Origin of the sequence: Isobaculum melis (assembly GCF_900111355.1) — a bacterium.
GTDB lineage: Bacteria > Bacillota > Bacilli > Lactobacillales > Carnobacteriaceae > Isobaculum > Isobaculum melis.
Genome location: NZ_FOHA01000001.1, coordinates 129459 through 151352 on the forward strand (window position 1 = coordinate 129459; position 21894 = coordinate 151352).

At 36.6% G+C, this 21894-nt stretch carries 18 protein-coding genes; 15 read left to right on the forward strand and 3 right to left on the reverse strand.

Annotation, left to right across the window (positions count from 1 at the left end; translation table 11 throughout):
• Nucleotides 1-7 precede the first annotated feature (7 nt).
• Together BMW29_RS00655 and BMW29_RS00660 are read left to right on the forward strand one after the other, a co-directional pair.
• A complete protein-coding gene (locus BMW29_RS00655; protein ID WP_092649291.1) occupies nt 8-697 on the forward strand; it encodes a Crp/Fnr family transcriptional regulator in 690 nt (229 codons plus the stop codon).
• A gap of 285 nt (nt 698-982) precedes the next feature.
• The gene (locus BMW29_RS00660) at nt 983-3988 is read left to right on the forward strand and encodes a hypothetical protein (protein WP_092649292.1); all 3006 of its coding nucleotides are present in this window, start codon (nt 983-985) and stop codon (nt 3986-3988) included.
• A gap of 40 nt (nt 3989-4028) precedes the next feature.
• On the opposite strand, the gene BMW29_RS00665 is transcribed toward BMW29_RS00660, so the two are convergent.
• Complete coding sequence (locus BMW29_RS00665; RefSeq protein WP_092649293.1) at nt 4029-4877, reverse strand: alpha/beta hydrolase; 849 nt, start codon at nt 4875-4877, stop codon at nt 4029-4031.
• A gap of 267 nt (nt 4878-5144) precedes the next feature.
• Here BMW29_RS00665 and allC point away from each other — a divergent pair, with 267 nt between their 5' ends.
• From allC to arcC, 9 genes are all read left to right on the forward strand, one after another.
• Nucleotides 5145-6377 carry an allantoate deiminase gene (allC, locus tag BMW29_RS00670; RefSeq protein WP_092649294.1) on the forward strand — a complete coding sequence of 411 codons (1233 nt, stop codon included), beginning with the start codon at nt 5145-5147 and terminating at the stop codon, nt 6375-6377.
• Between the two features lie 43 nt (nt 6378-6420).
• Entirely contained in the window at nt 6421-7644 is a 1224-nt protein-coding gene (locus BMW29_RS00675; RefSeq protein ID WP_092649679.1) for an MFS transporter, read from the forward strand.
• A gap of 73 nt (nt 7645-7717) precedes the next feature.
• Nucleotides 7718-8503: a (S)-ureidoglycine aminohydrolase gene (allE, locus tag BMW29_RS00680; RefSeq protein WP_092649295.1), complete on the forward strand. Its 786-nt coding sequence runs from the start codon at nt 7718-7720 to the stop codon at nt 8501-8503.
• A 22-nt stretch (nt 8504-8525) separates the two neighbouring features.
• Complete coding sequence (allD, locus tag BMW29_RS00685; RefSeq protein ID WP_092649296.1) at nt 8526-9599, forward strand: ureidoglycolate dehydrogenase; 1074 nt, start codon at nt 8526-8528, stop codon at nt 9597-9599.
• A 200-nt stretch (nt 9600-9799) separates the two neighbouring features.
• Nucleotides 9800-10849: an ureidoglycolate dehydrogenase gene (gene allD / locus BMW29_RS00690; protein WP_092649297.1), complete on the forward strand. Its 1050-nt coding sequence runs from the start codon at nt 9800-9802 to the stop codon at nt 10847-10849.
• A gap of 47 nt (nt 10850-10896) precedes the next feature.
• Nucleotides 10897-12654, forward strand: coding sequence for an acyl-CoA synthetase FdrA (gene fdrA, locus BMW29_RS00695; protein WP_092649298.1), 1758 nt, complete (start codon nt 10897-10899; stop codon nt 12652-12654).
• A 39-nt stretch (nt 12655-12693) separates the two neighbouring features.
• Nucleotides 12694-13956: a YlbE family protein gene (locus BMW29_RS00700; protein ID WP_092649299.1), complete on the forward strand. Its 1263-nt coding sequence runs from the start codon at nt 12694-12696 to the stop codon at nt 13954-13956.
• 85 nt (nt 13957-14041) lie between these two features.
• Nucleotides 14042-14884 (forward strand): oxamate carbamoyltransferase subunit AllH family protein, encoded by an 843-nt coding sequence (locus BMW29_RS00705; RefSeq protein ID WP_092649300.1) that lies wholly within the window; start codon nt 14042-14044, stop codon nt 14882-14884.
• Nucleotides 14885-14926: 42 nt separating this feature from the next.
• A complete protein-coding gene (gene arcC, locus BMW29_RS00710; protein ID WP_092649301.1) occupies nt 14927-15871 on the forward strand; it encodes a carbamate kinase in 945 nt (314 codons plus the stop codon).
• 44 nt (nt 15872-15915) lie between these two features.
• On the opposite strand, the gene BMW29_RS00715 is transcribed toward arcC, so the two are convergent.
• Nucleotides 15916-16344, reverse strand: a complete 429-nt coding sequence (locus BMW29_RS00715) for a DUF4259 domain-containing protein (RefSeq protein ID WP_092649302.1) — start codon at nt 16342-16344, stop codon at nt 15916-15918.
• 165 nt (nt 16345-16509) lie between these two features.
• Here BMW29_RS00715 and BMW29_RS00720 point away from each other — a divergent pair, with 165 nt between their 5' ends.
• Entirely contained in the window at nt 16510-17274 is a 765-nt protein-coding gene (locus tag BMW29_RS00720; RefSeq protein WP_092649303.1) for an ankyrin repeat domain-containing protein, read from the forward strand.
• Nucleotides 17275-17369: 95 nt separating this feature from the next.
• Here BMW29_RS00720 and BMW29_RS00725 read toward each other — a convergent pair whose 3' ends face one another.
• Nucleotides 17370-19007 carry a PucR family transcriptional regulator gene (locus tag BMW29_RS00725; RefSeq protein ID WP_092649304.1) on the reverse strand — a complete coding sequence of 546 codons (1638 nt, stop codon included), beginning with the start codon at nt 19005-19007 and terminating at the stop codon, nt 17370-17372.
• A gap of 177 nt (nt 19008-19184) precedes the next feature.
• Between BMW29_RS00725 and BMW29_RS00730 the strand changes: the two genes are divergently transcribed.
• From BMW29_RS00730 to BMW29_RS00740, 3 genes are all read left to right on the forward strand, one after another.
• Nucleotides 19185-20396, forward strand: coding sequence for a pyridoxal-phosphate-dependent aminotransferase family protein (locus tag BMW29_RS00730; RefSeq protein ID WP_092649305.1), 1212 nt, complete (start codon nt 19185-19187; stop codon nt 20394-20396).
• 191 nt (nt 20397-20587) lie between these two features.
• Nucleotides 20588-21331: a Csa1 family protein gene (locus tag BMW29_RS00735; RefSeq protein ID WP_092649306.1), complete on the forward strand. Its 744-nt coding sequence runs from the start codon at nt 20588-20590 to the stop codon at nt 21329-21331.
• Nucleotides 21324-21821, forward strand: coding sequence for an alpha/beta hydrolase family protein (locus BMW29_RS00740; RefSeq protein WP_092649307.1), 498 nt, complete (start codon nt 21324-21326; stop codon nt 21819-21821). The genes BMW29_RS00735 and BMW29_RS00740 overlap by 8 nt, the downstream gene beginning before the upstream one ends.
• Nucleotides 21822-21894: the final 73 nt, after the last annotated feature.

Here is a 21894-nt window from a genome sequence, read left to right on the forward strand (position 1 = left end):
TGGGAAAATGAGAGAGGGTCCAAGTAAACCAAATCGCTTTTCACATTTACGAACGCACCCCATTTTTTCTCAACTAGATGATACACAGTTTCAAACATTGACTCAGCATTTATATGAGAAAAGAATCAAAAAAGGTCAATGTATTTTTAGAGAAGCAGATGAACGGAGTTACTTATATATACTAAAAAAAGGCATGGTACGAGTTGAGCGCTATGATGAAACAGCTGAATTTTGTTTTTTAGATTTTATCAAAGAAGAGGATTTGTTTCCTTATGGTGGCTTGTTTAACGATTCCCTGTATCATTTCGATACTTATGCTGTATCAGATGTGGATGTTTATTATATTGCGACAACACCCTTTGAAAAAATCTGTCAGGATAATTTACAGCAAATGCTTTTCCTATTGCGCAAACTATCTCAAACACTTGAAGAACAAGAACGACGTTTACAGTATTGTTTAAATCCAAGTGCGTTAGAACGCATTATGCAAAGCTTAACCTATTATAAAAAAACATTGGGTAAGGAAGTTTCACCTGGCATCATCAAGATTCCTTACCCACTGACAATCAAAGAAATTGCAACAAGTAGTGGGACAACACGAGAAACGGTTGGACAAGTCATCAAACAGTTAAAAAGAAAACAGCAGATTTCATATGTTAAGAAAATGTTTACTTTTTATGAAACAGGTCTCTCTTGAGTTTTAAATAAACTTTCTTATAAACTAATAACAAAACGTTTTTCCTTACAGAAAATGAATGAGAATCCTTGTTGACACTGGATTCTTGATGAGATAATATGTAGTTGCAAGTAACACTTGTTTAATGCAATACCTATTTTCTATACTAAAAAAAAGAATATTATTCAGTATCTAAACTGTTAAAATCTTGTTCTACCAAGATTTTAACAGTTTTTTCTTTATTTCCTCTTTTTATTGCATTAAACAAGTGTTTTTTGCTAACTTGAGGAAAGGAAGAATGATACTTTGAGACATAAAATTTCAATTAAAAAAATGATCATTGTTGGTTTAAATTTAGTATTCCTATTGCTACTTTTATCCACAACGAACAATATTCGAGCAAAAGAAGAAAAAACATCAAAAATAACAACTAAAATGAGCAGTGTGACAATTGACCAAAATACCCCATTCCCATTCGAAGTCCCAATGGATGCAGTTGGAAAAGTAGAAAATGCTCTTCCTAACGACTATGTTCAAGCAAAGGGTGTAAAGCCAAATTTCAAAAAAATAGAACTGAATTCTTACAGTACAACTTCTGGTGATACGATGGAGGTTAAGGGCAATCGTTATATCCAACAGTTGAATGAAGAAGGCGATTACTTGCTTGTTTCAAGCTCAAGAAATGATGGAGATATGGGGAAGTCTGACTCTCCACCTGCCTTGTATACACTTAATATCCTCAAATTGAATAAAAATGGTAAGATATTAGATCAAAAAAACATACAGACAGGGATGCCGTATAATCCTTTTAATACAACTGATACATTTCTAAGTGGTCTACATAGTGCAAATGCTTCTCCGATTATTCCTTATGGAAATCAACGATACGGTATTATTTATACGGGGAGAGGAGCTGGTTTATTTGAGGAAAGAAGACTAGTTGTAATAGAAAATAAAAGCACAACTTTTGACATTGTTCATCGATCAACCATTTCGAGTTCTTTCACACAAAGTATAGAAGCTGTCAGACCATTATGGGGTGGAACGAAATTTCTAGCTTATGGTTTTTGGGAGAGAAGGACAGATGATCCAGATCATCCACCAGCCCCAGAACCTCAATCATTAGAAGTATATGAATTTAATACGATTCTAAATACATATACTAAATTAGTTGATTTGCAACATGAAAAAATTTCAACTATTTTAACACCAATGACTGCATATTATGGAACTGAACTTGTTGATTTGAGAGATACAGGTGATGGCTATTTTGGTAAGGTAAGATATTATAATCAATATGCACCTAAAAATTATAAAATATTCTTTTATAAATGGAACTACTCTGGACAACTTCTTTCGCAGAGAATAGATCATCACACTACTGATAGTGTTATTCTTCATGAGATATCTAATCAAGAAAGAATTTATTATTATAGGCATGAACCAGATGCTACAGTATTATATCAATTAGATACATCAACTTATGCTGTGAAAGAAATCAAAAAATATCCAATAAATACGTCATTTAAATTACAAATGCAAAAGCAACCCAATAGTGACGGAATAAAGTATGTTTTTTATGGTAGTGTCTGGCAACCAAAAATTGGTGAATTCGCTCCTTGGAATCTTGAACCTGGTGTTGTATTGGCATATTTAGATGACGATTTTAATGTCATCAATGCTACGGGGATACTTGTCGAAGATGGCATGCCAGTTAACTTTTCTGAAATAGACACACTGGATGCTGAGGGTAATTTATTTGTAGCGGGAAATACCCAATCTAAAACATTTTCTAAGCCACCAATTGGCTCTGGATGGGTAACAAAAGTTGGCACCGAATCAATTTCAAATATCTTTTTTGGCGCGATGAAAAAAATCGATGATTATCCTCCAGGTATCAAATTTAATGATAAGCTGATTGTTAAAATGGACGAACCGTCCATTGACTGGGATCAAGCTTTGTTATCAGATGTCGAAGCTTATGACACCTTTGATATAGGAGATAATTTAAATGGTGAGCAAGCAAAACTTCAGGCAACCATCAATCGAAATCCAAATGCACCTACAAATCCAATCGACTGGAAAGGACTAGGCTTAAATAAAACAGAAACTGGTCCACAATGGATTAAATATTTCATCAAAGATAGCTCCAACCAAGTCACCGCAGCTTCCCGGTTATTAAATGGAGTGGATGAAAATACAGATTATGACAAAACAAATCCAGAGAACTTTTTAAGTGCAGGTAATTTTGGAATTGATATTAAAGATGTAACAAGTTTAGATCGTCTATCTGCTAAGTCAGCAGCAGCGCTTAAAGCCTGGCATACAGAGAGTAAAGGGATTCTGATAGATGATGGTACAGCAAGCAAAGATGTTGCAAAAGTGAATCAAACAGAATTACAAGCCATTAAAGACGCGAAAGTGACTTATGATACTGCAATCACTGCTGAAGAGAAATCAAAAATTATTCGTCCTTATCCATTAACCTTTACCTATGAAGATCGAACTGTCCAAGTCACCGTTTTTGTCACAGATGATACGACAAAAATTGAAAATAATATGGTGATTTATGGTTTTGACTTTGAAGCGTCTATTAAAAAAGTAAAAAACATTACTTCTGATGAAGTGAAAAGTCTAGCCTATGCTTCAGCATGGGATTACCAAATGAAATGGGGCGCGACAGCGTTACCTGTAAGTAATCTCACAGTAGACTTAAGCTTTACAGATCCAGATAAAAGCTTAACAGGATTGAATTTAGTCACAGAAGCCAACGAATCCTATAAAGTAAAATTTGATTATCAAGATAGTACAGGTAAGAAAGCAACCAATCATCTGCCTTCCGCATCTATTTATGGCAGTCCAGCTAAACTAAATATTCGCCATGTTGTCTTAGATTCACAAGCCGACTTAGTGATACCTACAACAGGTTACTTAGTAGGAGAGAATCAAGATACTACTGGAAAAGTCGCTTCTAATGTTAATCTAAAAACACCAATATTAACAGATGATACAGATCAAACTTTTGTATTGAAACAATTAGAGCTAACTTTTGACCATTGGTGTTATCAAATGCGACCTATCGTTCCAGAATACTATCAATATGAGGGATATGTTGCAAGTACTAAAGATCCAGCAACAAACAAACAACACGAGGCCAAAGATAAAGGGATTCCAACGACACTGCCAATCCTAGACTATCAAACAGAAGAGGAATATTGGCTAACCATTTATCTTAAACCACTCACAACTGATGCACCTCGGCCTTACAGTTGGGATTATCTCAAACAAAAAATGGGAGATTTTGCACCATAAAAAGAAGCTCTTTAGACTTTTCTAAAGAGCTTCTTTCATTCTATTTATCCAACCAGTCTATCAATTCCAGATAGACTTTTTTTGCTTGTTGATCTTCAGTATTCTTATCAAAATCATGTGGTAAACCCGTTACCATAGCAAACTTGTTTTGAGGAATCAGTTGCTGCAGCTGTAGCCCAACTTGATAGGGAATATCCTGATCCTGATTACTCTGTGCAATAAAAGTAGGTGGAAGCTGTGCTAAGTCAGTATCTGTTAAAGAATAGTCTTGCATCGTCGTTTTATCTGGTAATAAAAGGTCTAACCAAGCGCCTGCTTGTCGTGCATAAATGTAAATACCATATCTTGTTTCAAGAGTGCCATTCACAATTGGTATTGGCTGTTTCATTGCTTGTACCAATTCTTTTGCAAATCGTGGAAACTTTAAGTAGTAGCTACTTGGTTGTAAATAAAAACTTTCATTAATACGAGGGTATCCATAAAAACTAATGATTTTTTGTGGTGTAGGTAAGCTTTTATCTTTTCCGCATAAAAAGGCAAGATATGCCCCCGCAGAACGACCAAATAAGAAATACTGAGTAGAATGAATGCCAAGTGTAGAAGCAGCTTCTTGACTAAACCATAAAATACTCTGTTGGATTGCATGATAAATCTCGGGTAAAGTACATTCTGGTGCTAAGGGATAGTCTACCGTTAAAAAGTGATAACCAGCCTCTAAAAATTGCTGAATATAGCTGTCAGGTAAATCAAAACGATTGCCCCAAATTAAGCCACCACCATGAAAGTAAATGATGGTTTTGTTCTTTACCTGATTTTTAGCAGGATAAAAAGAAGCTTCTAATGAATAAGCAGCTGTTTTAAAGTATGTGAAATTTGTAAATGATTGCATAAAAAAATAACAACACCTTTCAAAAATAGAATTGATAAAATTTGTGCATTAGTTCACGAACTTTATCTAATACAAAGCTTGTGATGACTGCTTTTACTTCTGTTAACTATAGTAGAACCTGATAAAAAAATAATTGTTCAATTTGCACAAAACTTTAATTGCTATTTGGTTTTATCGTACAATGTATTTTTTGTGAAAAACGCTTACAATGAAAGCGCATTACAAATGAAATGTTGTTATGAATAAGACAGAGAAAGGAAGATTTAGATGGTTCAGTTAGATAAAGAAGTTTTGGAAAATGTTGCATGGATTTCTGGTATTGGAGCCGACCCAACAGGAGGAACAACACGTTTACTTTATGATGAAACGTGGTTGGAAGCACAAAATGGCGTCAAAGCAAAATTAGAAGAAATTGGCATGGCCACTAAATTTGATCGCATTGGCAATTTATTTGGTCGTATTGAAGGCTCAAGATATCCAAATGAAACGATTATGTCAGGTTCACATATTGATACAGTTGTAAATGGCGGTAAATTAGATGGACAATTTGGTGTGGTGGCAGCTTACTTAGCAATGAAAATGTTACAGGAAGAGCATGGCCAACCTTTACGTTCATTAGAAGTTATCTCAATGGCAGAAGAAGAAGGTAGCCGTTTCCCATTTGCCTTCTGGGGAAGTAAAAACCTATTTAATGAAGCAAAAAAAGAAGATGTCATGGATATTGCCGATTTCAATGGTGTGAAATTTGTGGATGCGATGCGTCAAGCTGGCTTTGACTTTAAAAAAGAAGATGAAGCCATTCGTGAGGACATTAAAGCCTTTGTTGAAATTCATATTGAGCAAGGAAATGTCCTAGAAATGGAACAAAAATCAGTTGGTGTCGTTACAAGCATCGTTGGACAAAAACGTTATACGATTGTCTTGAAAGGTGAAGCAAACCATGCGGGAACAACACCAATGAAATATCGTAAAGATGCGGTTTATGCCTTTAGCAAAATTTGTTCACAATCCATTGATAAGGCTAGAGTGATTGGTGAACCATTAGTATTAACCTTTGGGAAAGTTGAACCAAAACCAAATACAGTGAATGTTGTACCAGGAGAGGTTTTATTTACAATGGACTGTCGTCATACTGATCAAGCAGCCTTAAATGATTTCACTGCTGAAGTTGAAGCAGATATGAAACAAATTGCAGCCGAAATGGGCATGAAAATTGAGATTGATTTATGGATGAATGAACCACCTGTTCCAATGGATACTGAAATTATTGATGTTTTGAAAAAAGCTTCAGACAAAGCAGGGGTTAATTACCGTACGATGCATAGTGGTGCAGGACATGATTCACAAATTATTGCCCCACACATTCCGACTGCAATGATTTTTGTACCAAGTATTGGTGGCATTAGCCATAACCCAGCAGAAGATACTGAGTTACCTGACTTAGTTGAAGGTGTGAAAACATTAGCTGCAGCATTATATGAATTAGCTTATACAGAATAAAAAGGAGCGAAAAAAAGTGGAAAATCAAACAGTAGAGAAAAAGATGGGTATTGCTTATTGGCAACAAATTATTATCATGCTTTGTTTAGGATGGACAGTTATTTGGATCTATCGTTCAGCTTTATCTCCAATTTTTCCTGAATTGAATGCGTCCCTTGGTGGAGACTTAAGTGATGGGGCTTTAGGAGCCATCTCAAGCTTTTATTTCTTTGGTTATACTGGGATGCAAATTCCAGCTGGTATTTTAGTAGATAAATTTGGTAAAAAAGTGGTCATGATTCCTGGGTTCCTTTTATTTGCCATTGCAACAGTTTTAATTGCCAATGCAAATGGCATCGGCATGATTTATGCAGGTAGTTTATTAGCAGGTATTGGTTGCGGAACGTATTATGGTTCAGCTTACTCATTATCTTCTGAAAATATTTCCTCAGAACGTCGTGGTTTATCAACAGCTATTATTAATAGTGGTTCAGCGATTGGAATGGGAATTGGTTTGATTTTATCTAGTTTACTAGTCAAACAAATGAACTTACCATGGCAAACAATGATGTATCTTGTAACGGTTCTTTTATTAGTTTTAACTTTTGTATTTGCGAAATTCATTCGTTCAACACCAAAAGCAACAGCTGAAACGAAAGCAATGGAAGCCAAACAACATGATCCAGAAGATAAAGTCTCGTTAGCGAAATTATTCTCACCAAATATGTTGGCTGCTTATGTCTTATATTTTGCTACTTGTTATGGTTATTATATGGTCGTGACTTGGTTGCCATCATTCTTACAGCAAGAAAGAGGGTTTGAAGGCGTAGCGATTGGGTTTTCAGCAGCATTAGTTGCCTTTTCATCTATTCCAGGAGCATTGTTCTTCAGTCGTTTATCAGATAAATTCCAAGGTAAAAAAATTCAATTTATTGTGATTTTAGAATTATTAGCAGCAGGTATGTTGATTTTAACGGTGATGGCACCTAACTCAAGTGTGCTATTAATTGGTTTAATCCTTTATGGATTATTAGGTAAATTAGCAGTAGAGCCTATCATCATTTCATACATTGGGGATACTGCACCTAAAAAAGGCTATGGCACAACATTTGGTGTGTTTAACTTCTTCGGAATGAGCTCATCTGTGCTAGCGCCATGGTTAACAGGTGTGATTTCAGATACGACAGGTTCAAAAGTAAATGGATTTTACATTTCAGCTATCATTATGGTTGTAGGAACACTATTATTTCTAGCAGCTAACTTGATGCAACGTAAAAAAGCAGCATAAAAAATAAAAGCATTTGGATGGCTGGATTTTCAGTCATCCATTTCAATAAAAGATTAAAGTGAGGTTTATTAACATGGGATACCGTAACAATCAAGTAGGATATAGAGAAGATTTATTAGCATCACGTTCAATTATTAGAAGAGGGAACTTCGCTTTAATTCCACCAGATGGCTTAGTGAAAAATACTGTACCAGGATTTGAAGACTGTGATTTATCCATTTTATCCTCTCCAAAATTAGGCGCAACCTTTGTGGATTATCTTGTGACAATGCTGCCAAATGGCCGAAATACTTTAGGCTTTGGAGAAGAAGGTGTAGAAACCTTTGTTTATGTATTAGATGGAAAAGTAAAAATCAGCGATGGCGAAACAGAATATGTTCATACAAGTGGTGGTTATGTTTACTTACCAGCTGATAAAAAAATGTATTTAGAAAACATCAATGGTGCCAATAGTGAATTATTCTTATACAAGAAACGCTATGAAGCAATTGAGGGACATACAGCACGTAATATTTCAGGCAATACAAATGACATCACACCAGAAGAATATGAAGGCATGTCAGATGTCTTACTAACAGATTTATTACCAAAAGATTTAGGCTTTGATATGAATTTCCATATTCTTTCATTTAAACCAGGTGCAAGCCATGGCTATATTGAAACCCATGTTCAAGAGCATGGTGCTTATATGCTTTCAGGTGCAGGGGTTTATGTATTAGATAACGAGTGGATTCCAATTGAAAAAGGCGATTATTTATTTATGGGGGCTTATGTACCACAAGCAACATATGCAGTTGGACGTGGTGAAAGCTTTAGCTATCTTTATTCCAAAGATTGCAACCGTGATGCGCAAATCTAAAGAATAGAAAGAGGATTTAACAATGACAGAATTAGAAATGGTACGTGTAACTGAAAAAGAACTACATGATTTAATTCAAAATAAGCTTGAAAAAGCAGGTCTAGCAACAGCTCATGCAGATGTGGTAGCAGATACTTTAGCTTTTGCTGATGCAAGAGGCATCCATTCTCATGGAGCAGTGCGTGTGGATTATTATGCAGAACGTATTGCTAAAGGTGGTAGTAATTTAACACCTGACTTTAAATTTAATCAAACAGGTCCTAGTACAGGGGTCTTTGAAGCAGATAATGGTGTTGGACACTTTGCTGCGAATGAAGCCTTAAAAGAAGCGATTCGTTTAGCTAAGGAAACTGGAATTGGAGTTGTTGGTGTTCATCAAATGGGACATAGTGGCGCATTAGCTTATTTTGTGAAGCAAGCAGCTGAACAAGATATGATTGCCTTATCTGTTTGCCAATCAGATCCAATGGTGGTGCCATTTGGCGGTTCAGAGCCGTATTTTGGTACCAATCCAATTGCTTTTGCAGCACCAAGAAAAAATCACACACCAATCGTTTTTGATATGGCAACAACAGTTCAAGCATGGGGTAAGATTTTAGATGCGCGTTCTCGTAATGTAGAAATCCCAAATACTTGGGCAGTAGATGGAGCGGGCAATCCAACAACAAATCCTCATGAAGTGAAAGCCTTATTACCAATTGCAGGACCAAAAGGCTATGGTTTAATGATGATGGTTGATATTTTATCAGGCTCCTTACTAGGCTTACCATTTGGCAAGCATGTTTCTTCTATGTATACAGATATTACAGCAGGCCGTAACTTAGGGCAATTACACATGATTATTAACCCAAGCTACTTCACTGATTTAGAAACCTTCAAAGAAAATATTGATCAAATGGTTTCAGAATTACATGCAGGAAAACCAGCTGCTGACTTTGAACAAGTCTTATATCCAGGGGAATTATCTGAAATGACAGCTGAGAAATATCAAAAAGAAGGCATTCCAATTGTCAAAGAAATCTATGATTATTTAATCAGTGATACCATTCATTTTGATAAATATGACAAAGCAAACGCATTTGGTGAAAAGGAATAAGTTCTATCTCATTTAACAGGTTATTTTACTATCAAGATTGAACGGGCTTGTTCAGCTTTTAATGCTATCCAGCTTCACAGGCTAGTCTTTCGGGAAAAAGATAAAAATGGCGTGTGACAAAAAGCGTCACAATCAATTTTTCCTATTTTCCTGTCAAGGCTAAACGAGCCTGTTCAGCTTTTAAGATAGGAGCGATTCATTTGAAAATAAACAAAGCAGATTTACATCGACTGATTAAAAATAAGATTGAAAAAGCTGGTTTAACTGAAGAGCATGCAACAATTGTGAGTGATATCTTAACTTTTGCTGATGCAAGAGGCATTCATTCTCATGGGGCAATGCGGGTAGAATATTATGCTGAAAGAATTGCAAAGGGCGGTATTACCAACCGCCCAAATTTCTCCTTTAAGCAAACTGCACCTAGCTGTGGTATTTTCGAAGGAGATAATGGTTCAGGTTTTGTGGCAGCGAAGCTTGCAATGGATCAGGCAATCAAAATGGCAAAAGCAACAGGTGTGGCAGTTGTTGGTGTTAGAAACATGTCACATAGTGGTGCTTTAGCTTATTTTGTGGAAATGGCAGCACAGCAGGATTTAGTTGCGCTATCTGTTTGTCAATCTGATCCAATGGTGGTGCCGTTTGGCGGCTCAGAAGCCTATTTTGGTACCAATCCAATTGCTTTTGCCGCACCGAGTCATGATGAGCGGATGATTACCTTTGATATGGCAACAACGGTTCAAGCTTGGGGCAAAATTTTACATGCGCGCTCTAAAAAAGAGACAATTCCAGCCTCTTGGGCAGTTGATGAGGCGGGTAATCCAACAACTGATTCAACGAAAGTAACCGCTTTACTACCCATAGCAGGACCAAAAGGTTATGGCTTAATGATGATGGTGGATATTTTAGCAGGCACCTTACTAGGATTGCCATTTGGTAAGCATGTGTCCTCAATGTATCATGACTTATCTCAAGGTAGGGAATTAGGTCAATTGCATCTTGTAATCAATCCAGCCTTCTTCACGGATTTAGCTACCTTCAAAGAAAATATTTCAACCATGTTAGATGAATTAAAAGAAATCAAACCAAGTGAAGGCTTTAAAGAAGTTAATTTCCCAGGTGAACGTGGTAGAATGCGTGAAAAAAATTATGAAGCAGAAGGTATCGAGCTTGTAGATGACATTTATGATTACTTAGTGAGTGATGTCATTCATTTTGACCGTTATGATCATAAAAATAAATTTGCCGAATAAGGCTAAATCACTTTAAGAATAAAATAAAACGATTGCGAGGAATTTGAATGTTACACACAATTATTAAAGAAAATGCTTATCAAGATTCTATTGTGTTAATGCTGTTAACCAATAAAATTAGTACAATGGATCATGTGAATCGTGTTTCAATTATGATGGGAACACCTGCTAATAAAGATATTTTTGGTGGAAGTGGATTACGCACAGCAGAATTAGAAGCAGCTTCAGCCAATGATATGGCTATTGTTTTAGATACAGATGAGGCTTCAATTATTGATGCCGTTTTAGCCGAAGTAGATGAATTTTTAACCTCACAATCAATCTCTGATGATGAGGTTGCAGAAGAATCTGTTCGAACTTGGGATAAAGCAATGAAATTAGGCAAAGATGCAAATATGGCGATGTTATCAATTCCGGGAACTTATGCTGCTTTAGAAGCTGAAAAAGCTTTAGATGAAGGCTTAAATACATTTATCTTTAGTGATAATATGACGATTGAAGATGAGCTTCATTTAAAACAAAAAGCCCATGAAAAAGGCTTGCTCGTAATGGGTCCAGACTGTGGCACTGGTATTATTAATGGTGTACCAATGGCTTTTACAAACATTGTTCGCCCAGGCAGAATCGGCATTGTTGGCGCATCAGGAACAGGCATTCAAGAAGTTTCAACCATTATCGATAAATTAGGTGCAGGCGTAACGAACGCCATTGGAACAGGTGGTCGGGATTTATCAGAAAAAATTGGTGGCATTACAATGTTAGATAGTATTGCAGCTTTAGAGAATGATCAAAATACAGATGTGATTGTTGTGATTTCTAAGCCACCAGCAAAAGTTGTTCGTGATAAAGTGGTTGCTTTATTAAGAAAAGTCAGCAAGCCTGTTGTTGCAATCTTCCTAGGCGAAAAACCAACACATCATGAGGAAAATCTATATTTTGCTTATACACTTGAAGAAACAGCTGAATTAGCAGTTGCCGCTTTAAATGGGACAGAAATAAAAGCCATTGAAGCAGAGCTAAGCTTACCAGTTGTTCATCTGCAAGAGAATCAAACACATATCAAAGGTTATTACTCAGGTGGTACCTTAGCAAGTGAAGCAGGTATGTTGATTGCAGATGCTTTAGCATTAAAAGAAGGCTTAATTAAACAAGATGGCTTTGTCCTAAAAACAGGTGGTCATGAAGTGATTGACCTAGGTGATGATATGTATACACAAGGGAAGCCACACCCAATGATTGATCCAGAAAAACGGATTGAAATGTTAAAAGCAGCTGCAGGTGATCCAGAAACAGCGATTATTTTATTAGACGTTGTTCTTGGTTATGGTGCCCATGATGATATGGCAAGCCAATTAGCACCAGCGATTAAAGAAGTCAAAGAAACAGCTAAAGCAGCAGGACGTGAACTGGTTGTTCTTGGAACGGTTGTAGGAACGAAAAGTGATCCGCAAAACCTATTCCGTCAAAAAGAAATTTTAGAAGAAGCAGGTGTCATTGTTTGTGATAGCAACAATAAAGCGGTTCGTACAGCTTTAGCCATTCTTGACCATGAAGTCAAAGATACCGATAAAAAAGTTGAAAAAGAGCTAGCTACAACAGATGCAGTGATTCCAGTCGTATCAGAAAAAGTGACAGCATTATTACAAACGAAACCAGAAGTGATTAACCTAGGATTGAAGAGTTTCTCAGAAGCCATTCGTGAAACAGGTGGAAAAGCCGTTCAATTTGATTGGAGACCAGCAGCTGGTGGCGATGTTACCTTACAAAAAGTATTGTACTTCTTAGATCACTACACAGCAAAATAACACCCTTTAGTTGAAAATTATTTAGGAGGCTTATAAAGAATGACTTATCAAACAATTGACGAAGCAAATAAAGCCGTTGCAGCTAAAGTAGTTGCATCAGCACCGTTTTTACTAGATGTTGTATCTGCAAAACAAGTAATCCCAGTGTTAGAAGGAAAAGTCTTGCTGCATGCGGGACCACCGATTAAATGGGAAAATATGACAGAACCCATGCAAGGTTCATGTATTGGTGCCGTTCTTTTTGAAGAATGGGCAGCAGATGAAGCTAGTGCCAAAGCCTTATTAGAAAGTGGCGCAATTGAATTTATGCCCTGTCATCATGTAGATGCAGTCGGACCAATGGGCGGGATCACTTCAGGAAATATGCCTGTCTTTGTTGTTGAAAATAAAACAGACAAAAATGTTGCTTATTGTACAATGAACGAAGGAATTGGTGCTGTCTTAAGATTTGGCGCCTATTCAGAAGAAGTCGTGAATCGTTTACGTTGGATGCGTGATGTTTTAGGGCCAGCATTAAGCAAAGTGTTACACACTTTAGCAAATGGCATGAACTTAAATGTGATGATTGCTAAAGCCATTGCAATGGGAGACGAATTCCACCAACGTAATATTGCCGCTTCACTAGCTTTCTTAAAAGAAGTTGCACCAATCCTTGTCGATATTGAGATGGATGAAGCAGAACGTAAACAAGTCATGAAATTCTTAGCAGATACAGACCAATTCTTCTTAAATATCATGATGGCAGCCTCTAAAGCAGTAATGGATGGCGCAAGAATGATCCAAGAAGGAACCATTGTAACCGCTATGTGCCGTAACGGCGAAAACTTTGGTATCCGTATTAGTGGGATGGGAGACGAATGGTTCACAGCTCCAGTTAACACACCACAAGGACTATACTTTACAGGTTATTCAGGTGAAGATGCCAACCCAGATATTGGAGATAGCGCGATTACAGAAACCTTTGGCGTAGGTGGTATGGCAATGATTGCAGCCCCTGCCGTAACACGCTTTGTTGGAACAGGAGGCTTTGGTGATGCACTTGCAATCAGTAATGAAATGATGGAGATTGTGATTGACCGCAATCCAAACTTTACCGTACCAACTTGGGACTTCCAAGGAATCTGTCTAGGAATTGATGCCCGTAAAGTCGTTGAAACAGGCATTACACCAGTTATTAACACAGGAATTGCACACAAAAAAGCTGGCGTTGGACAAATCGGTGCAGGAACAGTGCATCCACCACTTGCTTGCTTTGAAAAAGCCATTGTTGCCTATGCAAAAAAATTAGGCATGAGCATCTAAAAGAAAGTGATCCTATTTGGGAAAGAGTCTGTCTCCTTTCCCAAATTTTTTCGGAGAAAAATAATAGAAAGTGAGGCTTTGAAAGATGAAAGTATATGCTCAAAAATACAGTGAATATGCGATGACATTAGACTCCCCAAAAAGTTGGTCTGTGCATAGTGTCTTTGAGAATGGCTTTAACCTCATTTCAGACCAACGCTTACTCTTTATTGGCACCGAAAAAAATGGCACCTTACCTTTTGCCATCCATTTATCCGCAAGAGATATCAAAGCCATTCTCCCTTTAATAAAAAAAGGACAAACTTTTACTAGAGAACACCAAGCATGGCTTGCTCTTGAGATACCTTGCACAATTTCACTTCAGTATGCAGGACATTATCAAACCAAGCTGGAGCCTACTTCAAGTCTAGATAAGGGACAATACCAAGCATTACAAGAAGCTGTCAAAAAAAGTGCAGCCATTAACGGCTTTGATCAGCCATTAGCAACAATTGATTGGTCAAAGCAACGATTTGGACAAGCCCTATTTAGCACGGAACCTGCTCAACAAGAGGAAGCCATCCGCTATTTTATTGGTAGAGGCAAAGGTTTAACCCCTTCTGGGGATGATTTATTACTAGGAATACTAGCTGTTCATCATCAATTTGGCCTAGTTTTACCAAGCTTTCTCACCACATTAGCACAAATTGTTACAACTGAGAATTGCACCACAGATGTGAGCAAAGCTTATTTAAAACATGCCATCAAGGGTGAATTTAGTAGCAGTATTTTACAATTAATGAAGGGCCTTTCTATCAACCCACGAGAAAATATGTCTTTTGCGCTACAGCAAGTCCTAGCCCATGGACATACCTCAGGTGCAGATACAATAACTGGACTATTATTAGGTTTGTATCAATTAGTTGAGAGAGAAAATAAGCAGAAATGACGTCACAATCAAGTGACGCAATATGAACTGGAGGAAAATACAATGGGAAAAAGAGTCGTGATCGCACTTGGTGGAAATGCAATTTTACGCCCCAACCAAGAAGCAACCTATGAGAATCAATTAAAGAATGTAGAAATGAGTGCAGAGCTAATCGCAGCAGTCAAAAAAGCTGGACATCAAGTGATTGTGACACATGGTAACGGACCACAAGTAGGAAACATTCTACGCCAAAACGAAGAAGCAAAAGCGTTTGTTCCGGCCTTGCCAATTGATGTTTGTAGTGCAGAATCACAAGGCTTTATTGGCTATATGATGGAGCAAACCTTAAAGAACCAATTAACAAAAAATCAATTATCAGGTAATGTTGTGACCCTTTTAACAGAAACCGAAGTGGCAGCCAATGATCCAGCTTTTAATGAACCAACCAAACCAATTGGTGTCTTCTTCACAGAAGCAGAAGCGAAAGCTTTAGAAGCAGAAAAAGGCTGGGCAACAGGCGAAGATGCAGGCCGTGGCTATCGTCGCTTAGTCCCTTCACCACAACCAATGAAAATCCATGGCGTTGAAGCGATTCAAGCACTACTTGAGCTAGATAATATTGTGGTTTCAACAGGTGGCGGCGGCATCCCAGTAGTTGCTGATCAAGCAGGCCTGTTGACAGGAGTAGAAGCCGTTATTGACAAAGACCGCTCAGCGCTACGCCTATCAGAGCAAGTCTCAGCAGATGTCTTTATGATTTTAACAGATGTGCCAAATGTTTATTTAAACTTTGGGAAGCCTGACCAATTAAAATTAGAAGCTGTCTCACTAGCAGATGCCAACCGTTATATGGCGGAAGGTCACTTTGCTGATGGCAGTATGGGACCTAAAATGGAAGCAGCGATTGCTTTTGCAACTGGTGGAAAAGAAGCGATTATTTGCTCACTAGATGAAGCAGTTGAAGCATTAGCAGGAAATGCTGGCACACGAATTTTACCGAATAAATAAAATAAAGATGCAATCAGCTGTTTTGTGATTGCATCTTTATTTTATTAACAATTTTTTTCTAACTCAATTAATTCAGCAACCAATTCTTTAAGATAATTTTTAATTGTTTCTTGGTTGAAGTATAACGCTACTAATTCATGTGTATCATCAATTTTCTGAATAAATGTAATTAAAAATTGAATAGCTTCTTTCTGAATGTTATAGCTTTTTAATTTTTTTAATTCTTCATAGATAAATGGTTCTTTTTTTACCATTTGTAATGTCAACTCCGCAAGTGCTATCGTTGAATTATCATATAAAAATTCTTCTTCTTCATTTAAATTCTCAGTCATAAAACCAAGTTCAACTAATTGTTGAGTAATTTGTTGTAAATTAAAAACAGAGATATTTTCTTCCTCTATGTACTGACCAATTGCAGATACAACGTCAAGCCCTTCATCACTTTCTAATGCTTTGATTCCCCATGCGCCCATAAAAACTTCCTCTCTTATTCTTTATTAGTATCCATACTTTATTTTATCATCTTATAAACTAGGAGAAAAGAGTTATTTCTCCTTCGTTTTTAAGCAAAAAAATTGCTTTTATAATCAGCTCAATGCATGCTTAGCTCATTAAAACAATCGCAGAGGTGAAAAAACATGAAACATTTACTATTAACTGCAACTGCATGCCTACTCTTACTAACAGGGTGCAATACACAAGCTGAGAAAAATAAGGAGGCCAGTAAAATGAAAGAATCCACTGAAGAAAGTTTAAGTAATTCATCAAGAGAAGCAAGCTCTGTTAGTTCAGAAAACAGCCAACATTATGAGTCTGGTGCATTATTAAGCGCCGTTTCAGAAAATAATTTCACATTAGTTGAATCGATTTTGAAAGATACAACCTATGCCATCAATGAACAAAATGACCAAGGAGAAACCCCGTTGCTCATTGCGACGCACCAAAATTTTGTACCAATTGCAAAAGTACTAATTGATCGTGGTGCAGATATTAACCTACAAGACCATATTTCAGATAGTGCCTTTTTATATGCAGGCGCACAAGGGAAAACGGAGATTTTACAATATATGCTGACAAAAGGCACACCAAATTTTACAATCTATAACCGTTTTGGCGGCAATGCCTTAATTCCAGCTGCTGAAAAAGGCCATTTAGAGAATGTTATCTTACTCCTTGAAGATGGCAGAATACCTGTTGATTTCCAAAATGACTTTGGGTATACAGCATTGATTGAGGCAGTTGCTTTAACCGATGGCTCAGAGGTTTATCAACAAATAATTCAAGCCTTATTAGCGAAAGGTGCAAATAAGCATTTAACAGATAACTATGGTATGACTGCTGAAGCCTATGCAACAAAATTAGGCTATACTAAAATGAGCGAAATATTAGCAACTTATCCATAATTCATTCACTAAGCGAGTAGTTGTTGCGAAATCAGTAAAACATAAAAATAGTTCAAGCAAAGAATGTTCTTTGTTTGAACTATTTTTTTCTTCTATTAAATCCTTTCCATATCAGAAAGAATCAAAGCCAATCTTAAATTCAAAGAAAAGACAGGATCAGTAATCGAGGTTTCAAATAATTTTTCACACTTTGCAATCCGATATTTTACCGTATTACGATGAATAAACAGCTTCTTAGAAGTAGTTGTAATTTCATATTGCGATTCTAAATAAACCTTCAAAGTACGACGCAGCTCACGAGCCATTTCATTTTTCGGATAAGCTAATGACTTCAAATTTTCCACACAAAAGTTTTCAATTTCCTCTTTCGGCACATACTCAATTAACTTATGAATCCCCTTAGACTGATAAAAATTCACAATTGGCTGCTTTTCTTCAGCAAGCCCAGCATTTAAAGCATCTAAAGCTTCATGATAAGAAAAATGAATATCATTTGGATTATCCACTTCATTTCCAACTGAAAAATGTAACGAAATAGGCAATAGTTTGCTTAACTCATCCCTGAGATGCGTCAAAGTATCATTAAATAAAATCGTCGATTTCTGCAATAAAATCGCATAATGCTGACTATTTTTGATAGGGAATAATAACGCCTTTTTAAAATGAATCGGAAGCTGCTGATTGAGCCATTCAAAAGTCAACTGATGCCGATCATTGGTCAGCTGTCCATTCATTTTATCCTGAGCAGTTTCTTCAAAATTGACAATCATCACCCGATAATAATCCGTATCAATCAAGCCATAATCCTTCCCATAATCCAGCCAATTTAAATGTAAAACCTCTTTAGTCGGTTTCTTTTCAGTCAGCTGATGAAAAAAGTCCTCTTGTAAGCTCAAACGATTCTCTACAATTTTCACATTTTTATACAGGGTATAAGATAACACGGTATTGGCCTGTTCAATGGCAAATTGTGAAAATGGATAAGGAATATGATCCACTTTAAAAATAACTAACAAATAAGGAAAATAAGAATTCGTCATAATCGGATAAACTGAAACCAATAACTTTTGTTTTGCGTCATCATCTAACATAAAAGAATGCTCTTTCCCAGAATCTCTGGCTTTCATTAATAAAGGCTGCATTTTCTGAATCATTTTTTTCGTTAATAACGCCTCTTTTTGTAATTGCTTAGACTGCGCTACAATTTCAATAAATGGGTCAATCAGTAACACAGGTCGCTTTAAAATAGTCCCTAAATGACGAATCAAAGAATCAATTGTAGCCCCTTTAATCATCATATCTGAGAACTTTTTCTGAATGTCTAATGCATAATTAAGCTTTTCTGTTTCATGATCCCATATATAAGATAACAATTGATGGGAAACAGTTCCCAGCGTAACCGTAGCAGGAATTTGTAAAATGGGGAAATTTAATTCATCTGCTACCTCTAAAACCATTGGATCAAGCTCATTTAAAAAACGCCCTAGCTTAATCCCAATACCAGCAGCAGGCAGAGCAGCTAAGGAGCGAATCATCTCACAAAGTCCAACAGGATCCTCCTTAAAAGTCATAGCAGTAGTTAATAAGAAAACATTTTTAGGCAAATAATGGGCCATATCAGGGGTTTCAGAAATTTCAATTGTATCAACTGTTCGGTCTAAATGAGCTTGCCCATTAAGAACCTGAATATTAGAAAATCTAGGAATTTTAAGTAAATCACCAAGCGTTGTCATGGTTTAGAAGCACTCCTTTATGATTGGATAAAAATTGTTTGTTTTGCACGGATACATCTAGTTCAATTATACAGAATAAACAAAAATTAATAAAGAGAGATAGCTTAAAATATAGGGAAGAAAGCCGTTCAAATAATCAAGAGCAGCAGTTTAATTAAAACAAGGAGATGGAAACGGATGATTAAAGAACTTTCAGTCCCAACAAGAACCATTATGACACCAGGCCCAGTGGAGGCAGACCCTCGCGTACTAAGAGCCTTATCAACACCCATACTAGGACAATATGATCCAGCCTTTTTCAAGCTGATGAACGAAGTAGCTACCATGCTAAAGATCCCATTTGAAACAAAAAATGAAGTAGCCTTTGTGGTAGACGGCACCTCACGCTCAGGCCTAGAAGCAGCAATGTCAGGTTTGATTGAAAAAGGAGACCGTGTCTTAGTCCCAGCATATGGCCGCTTTGGCTACCTCTTTGTGGAGTTGGCGCAAAGAGCAGGCGCTGAAGTGAAGCTCATTGAAAAAGAATGGGGACAAACCTTTGACCCTGAAGAAGTTATTCAAGCAATCAAAGCTTTCCAACCCAAAGTTGTTGCAATGGTTCATGGCGAAACCTCAACAGGACAAATCCAAGACCTCAAAGAAATTGGTGCCTATTGCCAAGGGAACAACCATATTTTCTTAGTTGATGCGGTTGCAACCTTTTGTGGCGTTCCAGTGAAAGTGGATGAATGGGGCATTGATATTGCCATTGGAGGCACCCAAAAATGCTTAAGCGTTCCTTCAGGAATGGCACCAATTACCTATAACAAACGTGTAGAAAAAATCTTAACAGCCCGTTACCAATTAGAGCTAGGCCTATCCAATCAGATTCGCAACCCTGACTTTATCCAAAGCAATTACTTAGACTTAAGTCAAATTCAGCGTTATTGGAATAGTGAACATGTCAACCATCATACAGAAATGACATCCATGATTTATGGCATCCATGAAGGCTTACGCTTGGTACAGGAAGAAGGACTTAAAGCACGTTTTGCAAGACACCGTTTAAATGAACAAGCGATGATGGCAGGAATTCAAGCAATGGGCTTAACCCTTTTTGGCGATTTAACCAGTAAAATGGGCACAGTAACATGTGTTGAAATTCCAGAGAAGGTTGATGGTGAAGCTGTTAGAGCAACTTTACTTCATGAATTTGGCGTTGAAATCGCTAGCTCCTTTGGTTCATTACAAGGAAAAATCTGGCGCATTGGCAATATGGGCTATAGCAGCCGCAAAGAAAATGTACTACACACATTAGGTGCCTTAGAAGCAACCATTTCTTATCATGGTGGAGTAGTGAATCAAGGAGCAGCAGTCCTTGCAGCTTTAGCTGTTTATCAAAATCAATAACCCCATTAAAAACTTTAACTTTTTGACAAAAGTTAAAGTTTTTAATTTGCCTATATTTCATGGATTATTCCAAAAGTTAAATTGTTTAATGAAATATTTTTATGTATAATTAATTTTAGTACAGATAAAAAGTTAGATACATAATAAAGCAAACAGCAGTATTTTCTTATGCAACGAAGAGGAGCAGAAAAATGAAGAATAAAAATAAAATAACAGTATTACTTATTCTGTGTTGTGTTTTCATGATTAGTGGCTGTAAACCCCAAAAAGATATAGTTGGAGAAATTATGCCAGTAACAGCAGAATATAAAAAACAACCAATTATGGAATATTTTCAGAAAAAAGATAAATTTGTTAATGTATCTAGCTCAGTAGGAATAAGGAATGAAGATGAATCATTAACAATAAAAGGAATGACTTTGAAATATTATCCTAATGATAAAAAAGCTTATGGAGTATACTCAGTAGATCAATATTTCAATCAAGGAAAAAGAATTGAATCTAGTGAAATACCTCTTATGTTAGATGAAAATGGTTACCAAGTTAAAAATGGATATGAGCTGATTGAGGAAATAAGAAATTTTATCTTTATGTCAGAAGAGGTTGCGTTTACACCTGAATATATTAAATCTTTGAAAGTAGAAAATACAGACTATACTTTTGAAGTACCAAGTTACTCGGTAACATATCTTTTTTTGAATACGAATGATGAAATAAAAGAATATCTTAAGAAAAAAGACTTATTACAATACGGAGAGGGATATTCTGTTGTGTTTGGAAAAAAAGGAAGAGGCTACGGTGGAGGCGATATGACATTAAATGTTAATAATGAAAAAGAATTATATATTAGTGAAACCTTTAACCAAAATATTAGTGAAGAAGGTACAGACTATAAGGGACAATATTTAGGAGAGGAAATGACAACTAATGAGTGAACAAAAGAAAAGATTCAATCTAAATGGAGAAAGTACAAGTACAGTTGCAGAAATAAGTTATGAAATTGAAAGAATGCTTGCAAAAGGTCAATCGCAAGAAGATATTAGAAGTTATGTTCAAAATTTAAAAAGAGAGCATGGATTTCCTAAGACTTTAAAATACCAAGACAGCTTCTACGATCCCAAAACCGGTGTAGCAGGCTGTGCTTTCCTAGACACTAGAACCGGCCAAATGATTATCGGCTACCCAGGCACAAATGTCAAAGCAGATGGAATGAAAGATATTCTCACAGACCTCAGCTTAGCTATTGGTAGCCAAGGTCATGTTTCAGAGGCTGTTAAATTCTACGAAAGACTAGCCAAAGAAGGCTACCCAATTGTGCTAACAGGACATTCTCTAGGTGAAAATATCGCTGTACTAGTCGCTTTAATTACTAATAATCCAATGACGGTTACCTATAAAGTAAAGAAAAAGATAGGATTGAGATAGGCATTTTTATTAGTATATATTGTATGATAGATGTATACATAAAAGTAGTCGTAAGTGTTTAAACTTATCTTGT

Coding starts and splice junctions, on each gene's coding strand:
- BMW29_RS00655 (WP_092649291.1), top strand. CDS start 8: ATGAGAGAGGGTCCAAGTAAACCAAATCGCTTTTCACATTTACGAACG.
- BMW29_RS00665 (WP_092649293.1), bottom strand. CDS start 4,877: ATGCAATCATTTACAAATTTCACATACTTTAAAACAGCTGCTTATTCA.
- allC (WP_092649294.1), top strand. CDS start 5,145: ATGGTTCAGTTAGATAAAGAAGTTTTGGAAAATGTTGCATGGATTTCT.
- BMW29_RS00675 (WP_092649679.1), top strand. CDS start 6,421: ATGGGTATTGCTTATTGGCAACAAATTATTATCATGCTTTGTTTAGGA.
- allE (WP_092649295.1), top strand. CDS start 7,718: ATGGGATACCGTAACAATCAAGTAGGATATAGAGAAGATTTATTAGCA.
- allD (WP_092649296.1), top strand. CDS start 8,526: ATGACAGAATTAGAAATGGTACGTGTAACTGAAAAAGAACTACATGAT.
- fdrA (WP_092649298.1), top strand. CDS start 10,897: ATGTTACACACAATTATTAAAGAAAATGCTTATCAAGATTCTATTGTG.
- BMW29_RS00700 (WP_092649299.1), top strand. CDS start 12,694: ATGACTTATCAAACAATTGACGAAGCAAATAAAGCCGTTGCAGCTAAA.
- BMW29_RS00705 (WP_092649300.1), top strand. CDS start 14,042: ATGAAAGTATATGCTCAAAAATACAGTGAATATGCGATGACATTAGAC.
- arcC (WP_092649301.1), top strand. CDS start 14,927: ATGGGAAAAAGAGTCGTGATCGCACTTGGTGGAAATGCAATTTTACGC.
- BMW29_RS00715 (WP_092649302.1), bottom strand. CDS start 16,344: ATGGGCGCATGGGGAATCAAAGCATTAGAAAGTGATGAAGGGCTTGAC.
- BMW29_RS00720 (WP_092649303.1), top strand. CDS start 16,510: ATGAAACATTTACTATTAACTGCAACTGCATGCCTACTCTTACTAACA.
- BMW29_RS00725 (WP_092649304.1), bottom strand. CDS start 19,007: ATGACAACGCTTGGTGATTTACTTAAAATTCCTAGATTTTCTAATATT.
- BMW29_RS00730 (WP_092649305.1), top strand. CDS start 19,185: ATGATTAAAGAACTTTCAGTCCCAACAAGAACCATTATGACACCAGGC.
- BMW29_RS00735 (WP_092649306.1), top strand. CDS start 20,588: ATGAAGAATAAAAATAAAATAACAGTATTACTTATTCTGTGTTGTGTT.
- BMW29_RS00740 (WP_092649307.1), top strand. CDS start 21,324: ATGAGTGAACAAAAGAAAAGATTCAATCTAAATGGAGAAAGTACAAGT.